Raw genomic sequence first — 13,742 nt, 5'->3', positions numbered from 1 at the left:
CAGCATCGCGCGCGAAGCGGCGACGGCGAATGGCGTGACGAAGGGACTCGGCTGACGTGGCATGTCGTGCAGTGTACTGGAAATCGCGCGCGCCCTGGCGCTCAGTCGTGCACCTCGACGTCCGTGACCGACGAGACCGACGTAGCCGACGTATCGAGCAGCAGGCTCGGCGCCTCGCTCGGGTCGCGCTTGGTGAGCTTGCCGTCCACGCTCGCGCCGCAATCCATCCGCAATTGCTGGTAGTAGATGTTGCCGACCACGTGCGCATTCGACTGCAATTCGACGAAATGATCGGCAATCACGTCGCCCACGATGCGTCCGTTGACCACGATGTCGTAGCCATGCACGTTGCCCTGCACGGCGCTGTGCTCGCTCAGCACGAACAGCGTCTGCGCGCCCGCCTTGCTCGTCACGTTGCCGCTCACTTTGCCGTCGAGCCTCAGCCCATCGGCGAATTCCAGATTGCCGGTGATATGGACATCCTCGGCGATCAGCGTCGCGAGCTTGGTTTGGGCAATGCCCGGCTGGGGTTTCTTCTTGTTGAACATGAGTCGTACCGTTGCGGTTGATTCCAGATGGTCTTGTGGTCTTGTCGAGGTTGGGAAGAGACGCGCTCAGCGGCGGCGTGAACCGGACACCCGCGTCAGCGCGCGTTCGGGCGCGCGCCATGGTTGCGCAGAAACACCAGGTCGGCCTGCAGCTTCACGGTCTCGGCCTGCGCCGCGTCCGCCGCTTTCTGCAAGGCCGAGCGCTCCGCGCGCTCCTGCTCCAGCGCGAGTTCCGCATTGGAGAGCCGCGTTTGCAGCACATCGGGCGCGACGGCGGGGCACTGCCCGGCGTCGCCGGCATAGAGCGCCCACGCGGTGAGCCCCGCGCCTGCCGACGCCGCGGCGGCGGTCCATGCGAGCGCCACGCCCCAGCGCCATGCGCGCGAGCGCACCGGCTGCAATTCGAACGCGCGCTGCGTATCGCGATGCGGGTGCGCGTAACGTCGAGTGTCAGCCATTGCCCTTTCCAGCGGCGCTTTCAGCCCGATAGGCGCCGAACAGCGCGAGATAGTCGTCGGGGTCGACCTGCACGCCCTTCACGATCACTTCGAAGTGCAGATGCGGGCCCGTCGAACGCCCGGTCGAGCCTACGTCGGCGATATGCTCGCGCGGCAGCACGATCTGCCCCACCTGCACGTCGATCTTCGACGCATGCCCGTAACGCGTGACAAAGCCGTTGCCGTGATCGATCTCCACCGCATTGCCATAGCCCGACTTCACCCCGGCGAAGATCACGCGGCCTCCCGCAGCGGCGAGAATCGGCGTACCCGTGGGCGCGACGATATCGAGCCCCGGATGAAAGCTCAGGCGCTGCGTGAACGGATCGAGGCGGTTGCCGAACGGCGAGCCGGGCCGGCCCGCCGTGGTGGGACGGCGGCCGGGAAACGCATCCCATGCGGCCTCGTGCTCCGCCACGGACCGCTCGAGCGCGGCAAGCGTGGCGGCCATGCAGTCGACCTCGCCGTTGATGGCGTGAGCGTTGGCGCGGGCGGCGGACGCCTCGACGCAGCGCCGCGGCGCGAGCGCAGGACCGCCCTCGCCGCCTTCATCGTCGCCGGAGCGCGTGGCGGGCGCGGCCGGCGGCGCTGCTGCGCCGCGCGGCGTTTGCGCGCGCAAACGCTGATCGAACTGGCGCAATTCGGCAATCCGCGAGACCAGGCGCTCGATGCGCGGATCGAGCAGCGCAATTGAGGCGTTCATGCGGCCGATCTCGCCCACCACGTAATGGTGCGTGGCCTCGCCGGCTGCTCCCGATCCGGCCCCTGTGCTCGCGGGCGCGGCCGCCGTGCCGCTATAACGGCCGATGGCCACGCCGCCAGCCAGCGCAATGGCCGTCGCCACGCACGCAGCGGCCATCGCCGTGCGGCGCGCGGCGCGGTGCGTGACGAAACGGGTTTCGCCGCTGGAAAGCTCGTCGACCGAGCTGGACCACGGCATCTTCATGGCGGGCTCCGGCGCTGCCGCTTCGCGCGCAAGCGCGCGTCGCACGACACCAGGGTACAGAACAATGCATACATCTCAGGCTGCGGGAACCGGCATGCGCCTGCCCGTCCAAAATCGAAACCGCGATTATGGTGGCGCCTCAAAAATGCCCATCCCGATAAAAGGGGACGTTCGAGGAAAGCCGCGCTCAGCGCGGCCTGTCAGGCCATCAATTTGCTGCGCCACAGCACGCCCAGCGCCCCCGGCAGCGCCATCGCCAAGACGCTGCGCTACGTTGTCGCATCCCGTACGGCTCCTCTGCCGCGCGAAAGCCCTTGACTTCTCGCGCTGCCACACTAATATACGCACCGCGTACATTAATCAGACATCACGGGTGCCCGCCATGAGCGTTCCGCAACAAGCCTTCCTCCGCGACGCCATGCGGCGTCTGAATATGACCCGCGACGCCTTCGCGAGCCGCATCGGCGTGTCACGCCGGGCGCTCGACACCTGGTTGCTGCCGGAGGAGTCGCAGGAGTCGCGCGCCATGCCCGAGATCGTCGAACGGTTCGTCTCGGAAATCGTGGGCAGCGGCGAGCCGCGCGAAGTCTATACGCAAAGCGTAGAGTCACGCTCGCTGGCCAGCCAGATGGAGTTCGAAGGCAAGCCGCAACTACTGTCGGTCGACCAGTTCTCGCGCGACTCCGTGGAAGCCCTGTTCCGCGTGGCCGACATCATGCAGCCCATCGCGCGCCGCCGGAAAATCTCGCGCGTGCTCGAAGGCGCGGTGCTCGGCAACCTGTTCTTCGAGGCCAGCACGCGCACCCGCGTGAGCTTCGGCGCCGCGTTCTGCCGCCTCGGCGGCTCGGTGTGCGACACCACGGGCTTCACGTTTTCTTCCATGGCCAAGGGCGAATCGATCTACGACACGAGCCGCGTGATGGCCGGCTACGTGGATGCGATGGTGATTCGGCATCCTGATCAAGGCTCGGTGGCCGAATTCGCGCGCGCCGTGAACATCCCCGTGATCAACGGCGGCGACGGACCCGGCGAACACCCGAGCCAGGCGCTGCTCGACCTCTACACGATCCAGCGCGAATTCTCGCGCCTCGGCAAGATCGTCGACGGCGCGCATATCGCGCTCGTGGGCGACCTCAAGTACGGCCGCACGGTGCACTCGCTCGTGAAGCTGCTCGCGCTCTATCGCGGCATCAAGTTCACGCTGATCTCGCCGCCGCAGCTCGAAATGCCCGCGTACATCGTCGACAAGATCTCAACCAACGGCCACGTCGTGGAGCAGACGCACGACCTGCGCGCAGGCCTGCGCGGCGCGGACGTGGTGTATGCCACGCGCATCCAGAAGGAGCGCTTCGCCGACGAGTCGTTCGAAGGCTACACGCCCGACTTCCAGATCAACCAGGCGCTGATGGACGAGTGCTGCAGCCCCGAAACGCTCGTCATGCACCCGCTGCCGCGCGACAGCCGCCCGGGCGCGAACGATCTCTCGACCGACCTGAACCACGACCCGCGCCTCGCGATCTTCCGGCAGACCGACAACGGCATTCCGGTGCGCATGGCGATCTTCGCAGTGCTGCTGGGCGTCGAGAACCTCGTGCAGCACTCGATGCGCGATGCCGTGTGGCGTCCGCCTGCCTACCTCGGCCCGGACGACGCGGTGTTTCACGGCATCGACTGAGGCACGCCGGGCATGCAGACGGTCACGCAAGTGAGCCCCTGCGCCTCTTGCGCCGCGTCGATCGCGGCCTCCAGCGCATCGAGCGGATAGCGCTCGATTTCGATCGCGTCGAGCGGCACCTGACCCGAACGCACGAGCGCGATCAGCGCCCGATAATCCGCGCCGCTGTACATGAAATGCCCGATCAGCTCCCAGTTGTTGATCAGCATTTCCCGATAGACGATGGGCAGATCCACCTCCATGCTGCCCATCAGCACCATGCGGCCATTGCGGCGCAGGCTGCGCAGCGCGGCGAGCGTCGCGTTCGGGTCGCTCGCGTGGCCGACCATATCGAAGGCGAGATCGGCGCCGCCGCCTGCCGCATCGCGGATTGCCCCGCTATCGCGCGCGCTGTCGCCGCTGAGCGCGACAGTCGCGACGCGGCCGCCGCCCAGGTTCGCGAGCGGCGCCAACGCCGCAGCGCGCCGCCCCACCGCCACGACCCGGCTCGCGCCCAGCGCGAGCGCATCGAGCACCGCCGCCGCGCCGAACGCGCCGGCTGCCCCATTCACCACCACCGTTTCGCCCGCGGCCAGCCGGCCGCGTCGCAGCCCGCCAAACGGCACCACGAGCTTGCCGAGCGCGGCGAGCCGCACGGACGGCATATCGTCCAGACCATCGAGCGGAAACACCGTCGAGGCCGGAAACTCGACCGCCTCGCGCAGGGTGCCGTGCGCAAAGTCGGCAAGCATGGGCGCGCTGTCGGGGCTGATCGCGGTCAGGCCGAGCAGCGCCTGTGCGGGTTCGCGCAGCGCCTCGTCGGCGACCCAGTAGGGACTCAGTGCGACGCGCTGCCCCACGCGATAGCCGTACACGCCCTCGCCAACCGCGAGCACGCGGCCAATGCCGTTGGTGCCCGGCGAGAACGGCCGGTCCGGATAGCCGAACGGCAGCTTGCCTTCGACGTACTGGCGCGTGTAGCTCAGGAGCGGCACGGCCTCCATGCCGACCAGCAGCGCACCGCGGCGCGGGTCGGGTTGCGGCACGTCGCGCAGCGCGAGCGGCTGGCCGGGTCGATCGAGTATCCAGGCTTTCATGGCTTCGTTCTCCTTGGTCCATTGCTTGGGTCCGGCAAGATAAGGTTGCACGGTTCATCTGACGGATTGAACTGTAGGTGACGCGGACGTATTCTTGAAATCGATCCCACGCATAGCACCCATCACCGTGATCGATCTCTCCGGTATCGACCTGAACCTGCTGGTCTCGCTCGACGCCCTGCTCGCGGAGTCGAACGTGACGCGCGCCGCCGCGCGCCTGAACCTCACGCAACCGGCCGTTTCGGCCCAGCTTGCGCGGCTGCGCCAGCTTTTTGACGACCCGCTGCTGATTCCCGCCGCCAACGGCCGTGGCATGACGTGCACGACGCGCGCGCTCGAGTTGATGGAACCGCTGCACGCGGCCTTGCAGACGCTCGAAACGGTGGTGCGCCGCCAGCCCGCATTCGACCCGCTTACCGGCACGCGGCGCTTTGTGGTCGCCGCGAGCGATCAGTGCGTGGCCGTGCTCGGCCTGCCGCTGATGATTGAGTGGGCGCGCCTCGCCGGGCCGGGCGTGCAGCTCGCGTTCGTCGCCATCGAGTCGGGTTCGCTCGCGCAGCGCTTCGAACGCGGCGAAATCGATCTGCTGCTCGGTTCCGCGCAACAGGTACCGCCCACGCTCAAGGCGAGAAAGCTCTACGACGAGCGCTTCGTCGTGGCGCAGCGCAAGGGGCACCCGCGCGGCACCGCCGCCTTCGATCTCGACAGCTACTGCGCGCTCGGGCACGTGCTGGTCTCGACCAGTGGCGGCGGCTTCTTCGGCTTCATGGACGAGCATCTGCAAGCACTCGGGCGGAGCAGGCGCGTGGCGCTCTCGGTGCAGCACTTCACGCTCGTGCCCGACGTGCTCGCGCGCACCGACTACGTGGCCACGCTGCCCTGCCGGCTCGCCATGCGCAGCCTGGACCGCGTGGATCTGTTCGAATTGCCGTTCGAGGCGCGCGGCTTTTCCATGCATGCGGCCTGGCATCCGCGCAGCCACGCGGACCCGGCGCTGACGTGGCTGCGCGAGACGGTGAGCGCACTGGCGCCGGTGCTGGAAGAAGCGCAGCCCAGTTCGATCGATTAGCGATCCTGCTTATTGGCTTATTGAAAAGCGGTGCCGTTCCTCGGCGTCACTTCTGTATGGCAGCGCAATTCTGTCCACCACGCCAGCTTCGTGACGGCCTCGCGTCAGCCCCGCGACAGCGTTGTGCCAGCAAGCAATTCACACCTCGAAACACGCGCGCAAGCGCTTTACTTTCACGTTCCACAAGCGCAACGTGCTGTTCTGATGGCGGACGCAGGGAGGCCATGCCCGACTGAACGCGGCATCAGATTTGCTGCATGCGGACAGCCGCGCCACGAAGCTGCGCGCCTCACGTTCCGTCTTCGTTATGGAGTCTGTCGAACGCCATGTCCAACGATCACCCTGTCGACGCATCGCGCGAACGCGACGGCGCCACCCCCGCTCCCGCCGACCTCACGCGCCGCCGCTTCCTGCAATCGGCCGCCGCTGCAGCCGCACTGGGCAGCGTGCCTCATCTGCACGCGCAGAACGCGCCGTCGCAAAACGCGCCGTCCCCCGCCGATACGGCCACGCCGCCACCCTCGCTCGCGCCCGCCCAGCCGGTCAAGCTCGACATCAACGGCCGCGAATATGTGCTCCATATCGAGCCTCGCGTGACGCTGCTCGATGCGCTGCGCGATTACGCCGGCCTGACCGGCACGAAGAAAGGCTGCGACCGCGGCCAGTGCGGCGCCTGCACGGTGCTTGTGGAAGGCCGCCGCATCAACAGTTGCCTCACGCTCGCGGTGATGCACGAGGGCCAGCGCATCACCACCGTCGAGGGCCTCGCGGGCGCGGACGCACCCAGCGCCGTGCAACGCGCCTTCATCGAACGCGACGCGCTGCAATGCGGCTACTGCACGCCCGGCCAGGTGTGCTCGGCCACCGCCTGCCTCACCGAGTTCGCGGCCGGTGCGGCAAGCGCCGTGACCGCCGACGTGCGCAGCCCCCCCGCGCAACTGAGCGACGCCGAGATTCGCGAGCGCATGAGCGGCAACCTCTGCCGCTGCGGCGCCTATGCCAACATCGTGGCGGCAGTGCGCGACGCGCACGCGGCCAGCGCCTGAAAGAAAGGAGCACGGCCATGGATGCCTTCTCCTGGCAGCGCGCCGACGACATCGACGCCGCGATTGCCGCCGCCCAGCAGCCGGGCGCGGCCTTCATCGGCGGCGGCACGAATCTGCTCGATCTCATGAAAGGCGGTGTCGCGCATCCGCTCAAGCTCATCGACATCACGCGCATTGCCGCGCTCGGGAACATCGAGACCTTGCCCGATGGCGGCCTGCGCATCGGCGCGCTCGTGCGCAATAGCGACGCAGCGAATCACGCGCTCATACGCACGCGCTACCCGCTGCTCACGCAGGCCTTGCTCGCGGGCGCGTCGCCGCAATTGCGCAACATGGCCACCGTGGGCGGCAATCTCATGCAGCGCACGCGTTGCGCGTACTTCTACGACACCGCGTTCGCGCAATGCAATAAGCGCGCGCCCGGCAGCGGCTGCGCCGCACGTGAAGGCTTCAACCGGATGCACGCGATTCTCGGCGCGAGCGCGCAATGCGTGGCGGTGAATCCGTCCGATATGAGCGTGGCGCTCGCGGCGCTCGACGCCACGGTGCAAGTGCGCGGCCCGCGCGGCGCACGCGCGATTCCGATTGCGCAGTTTCACCGGCTGCCCGCCGAGCACGCCGATCAGGACACGACGCTCGCGCCCGGCGAACTGATCACGTCGGTGGATCTGCCGCCGCCCGCGTTCAGCGATCACACGCACTACCTGAAGCTGCGCGACCGCGCGAGCTATGCGTTCGCGCTGGTCTCCGTGGCGGTGGCGTTGCAACTCGATGGCCAGCGCGTGCGCGCCGCGCGCATTGCACTAGGCGGCGTCGCGCACAAGCCGTGGCGTGCGAGCCGCGCCGAGCAACACCTCACCGGGCACACGCTCGAAGCAGCCACGTTGCGCAGCGCCGCCGCCGCGGAACTCGCGCAAGCGCAGCCGCTCTCCGGCAACGCGTTCAAGGTCGAACTCGCGCAACGCGCGATCGTGCGCGCCGCAATGCTGGCCGCCGGCAGCCCAGTGACGGGCACAAGCGTCACGGGAGAACACGCATGAACCAGCTGATCGGACAGCCGGTCGACCGCATCGACGGCATGCTCAAGGTCACCGGCGGCGCGAATTACGCGGCCGATTTTCCCGAGGCGCGTCTCGCACATGCCGTGCTGGTGACGAGCACGGTGGCGAGCGGCACGATTGCGTCGATCGACACGAGCCGCGCGCGAGCCATGCCCGGCGTGCTGCTCGTGATGACCTCGCAGAACGCGATGCGCCTGCCCAACGCGGGACGCCCACCTGTTTCGCCGCCCGCAGTGCGACGCCTCACGCTGCTGCAGGACAACGTCGTGCGCTATAGCAACGAGCCTGTCGCGGTCGTGGTGGCGGACACGCTCGAACACGCCGCCGACGCCGCGCAGCACGTGAGCGTGACCTATGCCGCCATGCCGGCGACGCTCGACTTCGCGCGTGCGAAAGCGCAGGCGCACACACCGGTCGCGATGCCCGGGCGACCGATCGATTCGCAGCGCGGCAATGTGGAAGCGGGTATGCACGAGGGCGCGCTGCGCATCGATGCGGTCTACACCACGCCCACGCAGTTCCACAACCCGATGGAGCCGCACGCGACGATGGCGCGCTGGGACGGCCCCGAACTCACGCTCTACGACTCCACCCAGGGCGTGACGAACGATCGCGCCGCCGTGGCCGCCGTATTCGGCATCCCGGCGGATAACATCCGCGTGATCTCGCCGTTCATCGGCGGTGGCTTCGGTTGTAAGGGATCCTCATGGTCCCACGTGAGCTTGTGCGCGATGGCCGCGAAGCAGACCGGCCGCCCCGTGCGCCTCGCGCTCACACGGCCGCAGATGTTCGGGCTGGTGGGTTCGCGACCCCACACGGAGCAGCATCTCTCGATTGCCGCGCGCGCGGACGGCACGCTCACCGGCGTGCGTCACGACACGCTCTCGCACACCTCGGCGTTCGAGGACTGGACCGAGATGTCGGGTCTCGTCACGCGCATGATGTACGCGTGCCCGAACCTGAGCACGAGCCATCGCGTCGTGCCGCTCAACGTCGGCACGCCCACCTTCACGCGCGCGCCCGGCGAGACGACCGGCTCGTTCGCGCTCGAATCCGCAATGGACGAACTGGCTTGGCGCCTGAAGATGGACCCCATCGCGCTGCGCCTGAAAAACTACGCCGAGGTGGAACCGCAAGACGGAAAGCCATGGTCGTCGAAGGCGCTGCGCGAATGCTATGCGGCCGGCGCGCAGCGCTTCGGCTGGGCGCGCCGCGTGAACGCGCCACGCGCGATGCGCGAGGGCAACACGCTAATCGGCCTCGGCATGGCGGGCGCGACTTATCCGGCCAACCGCAGCGAAGCGGCGGCCCTCGCGCGCATCCTGCCCGACGGCACCGCGATGGTCGCCTCCGGCACGCAGGACATCGGCACCGGCACCTATACCGTGATGACCCAGGTAGCCGCCGATGCGCTTGGTTTTCCGCCCGACCGTATCCGCTTCGCGCTCGGCGATTCAACGCTGCCGCACGCGCCGGGCTCGGGCGGCTCGCAATCGGCGGCAAGCGTCTCGCCCGCCGTGCAGGCGGCGGCGCGCGCCGCGCGCGACAAGCTGATCGCGCTCGCCATCGCCGATCCCGCTTCGCCGGTCCATGGCGCGGCGAGCAGCGAGGTCACGGTCACCGACGGCTGGGTCGTCTCGACTGGCGACGCCGCGCGCCGCGACCCGGCCGCCGCCATCATCGCGCGCGCGGGCGGCAAGCCGATCGAAGCGCAAGCCACGGAAAAGCCGGGCGCGGAGCGGCAGCAGTACGCGTTCCACTCGTTCGGCGCGGTCTTCGCCGAGGTGCATGTGGACGCCGAACTCGGCACGGTGCGCGTGGCGCGCATCGTCGGCGCTTACGACGTGGGGCAGGTGCTCAACGAAAAAACAGCGCGCAACCAGCTAATGGGCGGCATGGTCTGGGGCGTGAGCACGGCGCTGCACGAAGACGCCCAGCTCGACGCGCGCACGGGCCGCTTCGCCAACGGCAATCTCGCCGACTATCACGTGCCAGTGAATGCCGACATCGCCGATCTGGACGTGCTGTTCGTGGGCACGCCGGACTTGCGCTTCAATCCGCTCGGCGTGCGCGGCATCGGCGAGATCGGCATCACCGGCGTGCCCGCGGCGATCGCCAACGCGGTCTATCACGCCACGGGCGTGCGCGTGCGCGATCTGCCGATCACGCTCGACAAGCTGATGCTGCCGCGTCACGCATTCACGTAACCCGCGCGTGACCCGATCGTGACGATCGCATGACAGGCTCGCGTGACCAGGAACCGTACGCAAAGCGAGGTGCCCCGCGCGTCTTCCCGGGGCTTGCCTCGCGCGCGGTTGCACCGCACAATCAACGCCTCCCCTCTCTCGCGCGGCGCCCCCCATGGCCTATGCATCGCTCGCCACCGGCGTATTGCTCGCCGCCGGCACAGGATCGCGCTTCGATCCCCAAGGTTTGCGCAACAAGCTTCTCGCGCCGCTACCCAGCGGCGTCAGCGTTGCTCATGAGGCCGCGCACCGGCTCCTGATGGTCACGCCGAAGGTGATCGCCGTGGTGCGCCCCGGTGCGGAAGCGCTCGCCCACGTCTTGAACGACGCCGGCTGCGACGTGGTGTTCGCCGCAGCCGCCGTGAGAGGCATGGGCGCGAGCCTCGCCGCAGCTATCGAAGCGGACTCCGAAGGAGAAAGCTGGATCGTGGCGCTCGCGGACATGCCGCGCATCGCGCCCGCGACCATCGAGGCCGTCGCGCGCGAACTCGATGCGGACAAGCCGCTAGTCGCCCCGTTCTATCGCGGGCAGCGCGGCCATCCGGTCGGATTCGGGCTCGCACATCGCGCGGCGCTGCTCGCTCTCGACGGCGACACCGGCGCGCGTGCGCTGCTGAATTCGCCTGCGCTCGCCCGCATCGACGTGGACGACCCCGGCATCCTGCGCGACGTCGATACCCCTGCCGATCTGAACGGCCTCTAGGCTCTCGCCTCTCGCCGCCTCCAAGGTCTGGCGCGCGCAAGCGAAATCCCGCACGAGGCGCGCCGATCGCCTAGGCTATAAGGACCATCCACACATCGCGCCCGATTGGCCACGCCTGCGCACGAGGTACCCGCGATGATCTGCTCGCACACCAATCCGCTGCCCGACCCGCTCGCCGATCCCACCCGCGACCCCGAGCGCGATCCGCTCACGCCGCCGCCACCCGGACATCACGGCGAGGAGCCGCAACGCCCGGACGGTCCGCCGAACAAAGATCCGGTGTAGCGAAGCGCGCAAGGCGCCGGCCGCGCGGCACTCGCCGCCAGCCGCCAGCGGTATTTCCCACCCACCTCCGCGTTCTCCTACTTTCGCGAAGCTTGCATTCGCGCGCCCCTCTTTATAGAATGCGAACGATTCGTATTTGCAATCAATATTTCATTTAACCGGATTCACCCAAGCCATCGTGACCGTCTCCCCGACCGCGCTCGCCCGCGCGGACCGACACACTCGTTGCGTTCGCCGCGCTCGCGCCCTTCCCGGTGCACCCGCATGAGAGCCCTGCTGGTCCGCCTGCACCGCTGGCTCGGACTCGGGACGGCGGCATTTCTGTTTCTCGCCGGCCTCACAGGCGCCGTGATCGCCTGGGATCACGAGCTCGATGCGGCGCTCAATCCCTCTTTCTATCGCGCCGATACGGCCGGCGCGCCGCTGCCCGCGCTGACGCTCGCCAACCGCGTGGAGGCCGCCGACCCGCGCGCGCAGATCAGCTATATGCCGCTTTCGGTCGAGCCCGGCCACACGTTCGTCGTGCGCGTGGAACCGCGTCTCGACCCGAAGACTGGCGAGCCATTTGCGCTCGGCTACAACCAGGTCGCGATGGACCCGGTCACCGGCGTCGAGCAAGGCCGCCGCATGTGGGGCGCGCCCTCGCTCGCGCGCCTGAACCTGATCCCGTTCCTCTATCAATTGCACTACACGCTGTTTCTGCCCACGAAAATGGGCATCGACCTCGGCGTCTGGACCATGGGCGTCGTGGGCATGGTCTGGCTGCTGGACGGCTTCATCGCCATCGTGCTGGCCTTTCCGAACCTCAAGAGCTGGCGCAAATCGCTCGCATTTCGCGTGAAGCGCGGCGGCTACGCGCTCACATTCGACCTGCACCGCTCGGGCGGCGTCTGGCTCTGGGGTCTGCTGATAATGGTTGCACTCACATCGATCTCGATGAATCTCGGCACGCAGGTCGTACGCCCCGTGGTGTCGCTGTTCTCGACGCTCGCGCCGGATCCGTTCCGAACCGCTGCGCCCGGCCCGTCCCTAACGCCCGCCGAAACCGCCTCCGCGCGCACACGCATCGCCGCCATGGCCCCGGCGCTGGGCCGCAGCGAAGGCATTGCAGCGCCGCCGGGCGGCCTGTTCGCGATGCCCGCGCTCGGCGCGTACGGCGTGGGCTACTTCGCGGCGGGCAACGATCACGGCGACGCCGGTCTCGGCAATCCCTGGCTTGTCATGAACGCACGCACGGGCGAGGTCATCGCCCGGCAAATCCCCGGACGCGGTAGCGCCGGCGACCTCTTCATCCAGGCGCAGTTTCCGCTGCACTCGGGACGGATCGCCGGATTGCCGGGGCGCATTGCCATGAGCCTCATGGGCGTGGCCGTCGCGACGCTCAGCGTGACGGGCGTGCTGATCTGGCTGAAGAAGGCGCGGGCGCGCCGCAAGAGCGCAAGCAAGCCCGCGAGAGAGGCCACGTCGGTGAGCGCGGAAGAACGCGCGGCGGGGTGAGCGGCGCGGCTTGAATCGTGATGGTTACTTCGCGACTGCGTCGAACGCCGCCAGCAAACGCTCGACATCGGCGGCGTGAATGTCGCCCATCGTCGAGATGCGGAACAGTTCCTTCGACAAGCCGCCTTGCCCCGCATAAATCACGAAGCCGCGCGCCTTGAGCGCGTCGTGCAAAGTCGGATAGTCGACGCCAGCCGGCAGGTGGAACGCGCGCAACACCACCGAGGACGCGTCCTTCGGCAACACGCTTGCCATCCCGCGCGCGGCAAGCCCCGCGCGCACCTGCTCCGAAAGCGCTGCATAGCGCGCGTGACGCGCTTGCCAACCACCTTCATCCGCGAGTTCGCGCAGCGCTTCGACTAGCGCATAGTACGCGTGCACCGAAGGCGTGAACGGCGTATTGCGCTGATCCTGGAGCGTGGCGAGGCGCTTGAGGTCGAGGTAGTACGTGCGGCTCGATGCATTCGCGAGCGCGGCGCGGCGCACCACGACGAAGGCCGCGCCCGGCACGCCGTGCAGGCACTTGTTCGCGGTCGCGGCCACGGCTGCGATGCTGGTGTCGGCGAAATCGATGGCCTCCGCGCCGAAGCTGCTCACGCCGTCCACGAGCATCTGCACGCCGCGTGCGCGGCACGCCTCGCCCAGCGCGCGCAGATCGTTGAGCCGTCCCGTGGTGGTTTCGTGGTGGATGATCGCGACATGCGTGATTGCACGGTCCGCGTCGAGCGCCGCACAAATGCGCGCGAGATCGGGCGCCTGCATCCACTCGTGTTTCACCACCTCGTGCGCGATGTGGTACTGCGCCGCGATCTGCGTGATGCGCTCGCCATACACACCGTTCTCGACGATCAGCAGCTTGCCGTTGGCGGGCACGAGCGAGGCAATCATGCTCTCGACCGCGGCTGTGCCGGAGCCGGTCATGAGCACCGCCTGCCATTGCGCGGGGTCCAGATCGTAGACACCCACGAGGCGCGTGCGCGCCTCTTCCTGAATGTTGAAGAATTCGCTTTCGCGGTGGCACAGGTCTTCTTGCAGCAGGCTTCGGCGCACGCGCTCGGTAAGCGTGACGGGACCGGGATTGAGCAACAGCATC

General features: G+C 68.3%; 13 protein-coding genes. 8 read left to right on the top strand and 5 right to left on the bottom strand.

What is annotated here, in order from left to right; all coding sequences use genetic code 11:
- Nucleotides 1-101 precede the first annotated feature (101 nt).
- From HV773_RS21775 to HV773_RS21765, 3 genes are all read right to left on the bottom strand, one after another.
- Complete coding sequence (locus tag HV773_RS21775) at nt 102-548, bottom strand: bactofilin family protein (RefSeq protein ID WP_175196694.1); 447 nt, start codon at nt 546-548, stop codon at nt 102-104.
- Between the two features lie 95 nt (nt 549-643).
- Nucleotides 644-1,006, bottom strand: a complete 363-nt coding sequence (locus tag HV773_RS21770) for a hypothetical protein (RefSeq protein WP_175196692.1) — start codon at nt 1,004-1,006, stop codon at nt 644-646.
- Nucleotides 999-1,991, bottom strand: coding sequence for a M23 family metallopeptidase (locus tag HV773_RS21765; protein ID WP_246282355.1), 993 nt, complete (start codon nt 1,989-1,991; stop codon nt 999-1,001). The genes HV773_RS21770 and HV773_RS21765 overlap by 8 nt, the downstream gene beginning before the upstream one ends.
- A gap of 382 nt (nt 1,992-2,373) precedes the next feature.
- Between HV773_RS21765 and HV773_RS21760 the strand changes: the two genes are divergently transcribed.
- The gene (locus HV773_RS21760) at nt 2,374-3,666 is read left to right on the top strand and encodes an aspartate carbamoyltransferase (protein WP_175196690.1); all 1,293 of its coding nucleotides are present in this window, start codon (nt 2,374-2,376) and stop codon (nt 3,664-3,666) included.
- Here the strand turns inward: HV773_RS21760 and HV773_RS21755 are convergent.
- On the bottom strand, nt 3,651-4,742 hold the full coding sequence (locus HV773_RS21755; RefSeq protein ID WP_175196688.1) for a zinc-binding dehydrogenase: 1,092 nt from the start codon (nt 4,740-4,742) through the stop codon (nt 3,651-3,653). The two genes, HV773_RS21760 and HV773_RS21755, sit on opposite strands and share 16 nt — an antisense overlap.
- 94 nt (nt 4,743-4,836) lie before the next feature.
- Between HV773_RS21755 and HV773_RS21750 the strand changes: the two genes are divergently transcribed.
- From HV773_RS21750 to HV773_RS21720, 7 genes are all read left to right on the top strand, one after another.
- Complete coding sequence (locus HV773_RS21750) at nt 4,837-5,811, top strand: LysR family transcriptional regulator (RefSeq protein ID WP_217481928.1); 975 nt, start codon at nt 4,837-4,839, stop codon at nt 5,809-5,811.
- Nucleotides 5,812-6,137: 326 nt separating this feature from the next.
- On the top strand, nt 6,138-6,857 hold the full coding sequence (locus HV773_RS21745) for a (2Fe-2S)-binding protein (protein WP_175196686.1): 720 nt from the start codon (nt 6,138-6,140) through the stop codon (nt 6,855-6,857).
- Nucleotides 6,858-6,874: 17 nt separating this feature from the next.
- Entirely contained in the window at nt 6,875-7,897 is a 1,023-nt protein-coding gene (locus tag HV773_RS21740; RefSeq protein ID WP_175196684.1) for an FAD binding domain-containing protein, read from the top strand.
- Nucleotides 7,894-10,125, top strand: coding sequence for a xanthine dehydrogenase family protein molybdopterin-binding subunit (locus tag HV773_RS21735; protein WP_175196682.1), 2,232 nt, complete (start codon nt 7,894-7,896; stop codon nt 10,123-10,125). Before HV773_RS21740 ends, HV773_RS21735 begins: the two co-directional genes overlap by 4 nt.
- A 154-nt stretch (nt 10,126-10,279) precedes the next feature.
- Entirely contained in the window at nt 10,280-10,867 is a 588-nt protein-coding gene (locus HV773_RS21730; RefSeq protein WP_175196680.1) for a nucleotidyltransferase family protein, read from the top strand.
- A gap of 135 nt (nt 10,868-11,002) precedes the next feature.
- Nucleotides 11,003-11,152 carry a hypothetical protein gene (locus tag HV773_RS21725; protein WP_165976784.1) on the top strand — a complete coding sequence of 50 codons (150 nt, stop codon included), beginning with the start codon at nt 11,003-11,005 and terminating at the stop codon, nt 11,150-11,152.
- A gap of 264 nt (nt 11,153-11,416) precedes the next feature.
- A complete protein-coding gene (locus tag HV773_RS21720) occupies nt 11,417-12,649 on the top strand; it encodes a PepSY-associated TM helix domain-containing protein (protein ID WP_175196678.1) in 1,233 nt (410 codons plus the stop codon).
- A 24-nt stretch (nt 12,650-12,673) separates the two neighbouring features.
- On the opposite strand, the gene HV773_RS21715 is transcribed toward HV773_RS21720, so the two are convergent.
- Nucleotides 12,674-13,741, bottom strand: coding sequence for a 2-aminoethylphosphonate aminotransferase (locus HV773_RS21715; protein ID WP_175196716.1), 1,068 nt, complete (start codon nt 13,739-13,741; stop codon nt 12,674-12,676).
- Between the last annotated feature and the right edge of the window lies 1 nt (nt 13,742).

The sequence above is a fragment of the Paraburkholderia caffeinitolerans genome (assembly GCF_902859945.1).
GTDB classification, from domain to species: domain Bacteria; phylum Pseudomonadota; class Gammaproteobacteria; order Burkholderiales; family Burkholderiaceae; genus Paraburkholderia; species Paraburkholderia caffeinitolerans.
This window is presented reverse-complemented; position numbering and strand designations above follow the sequence as displayed.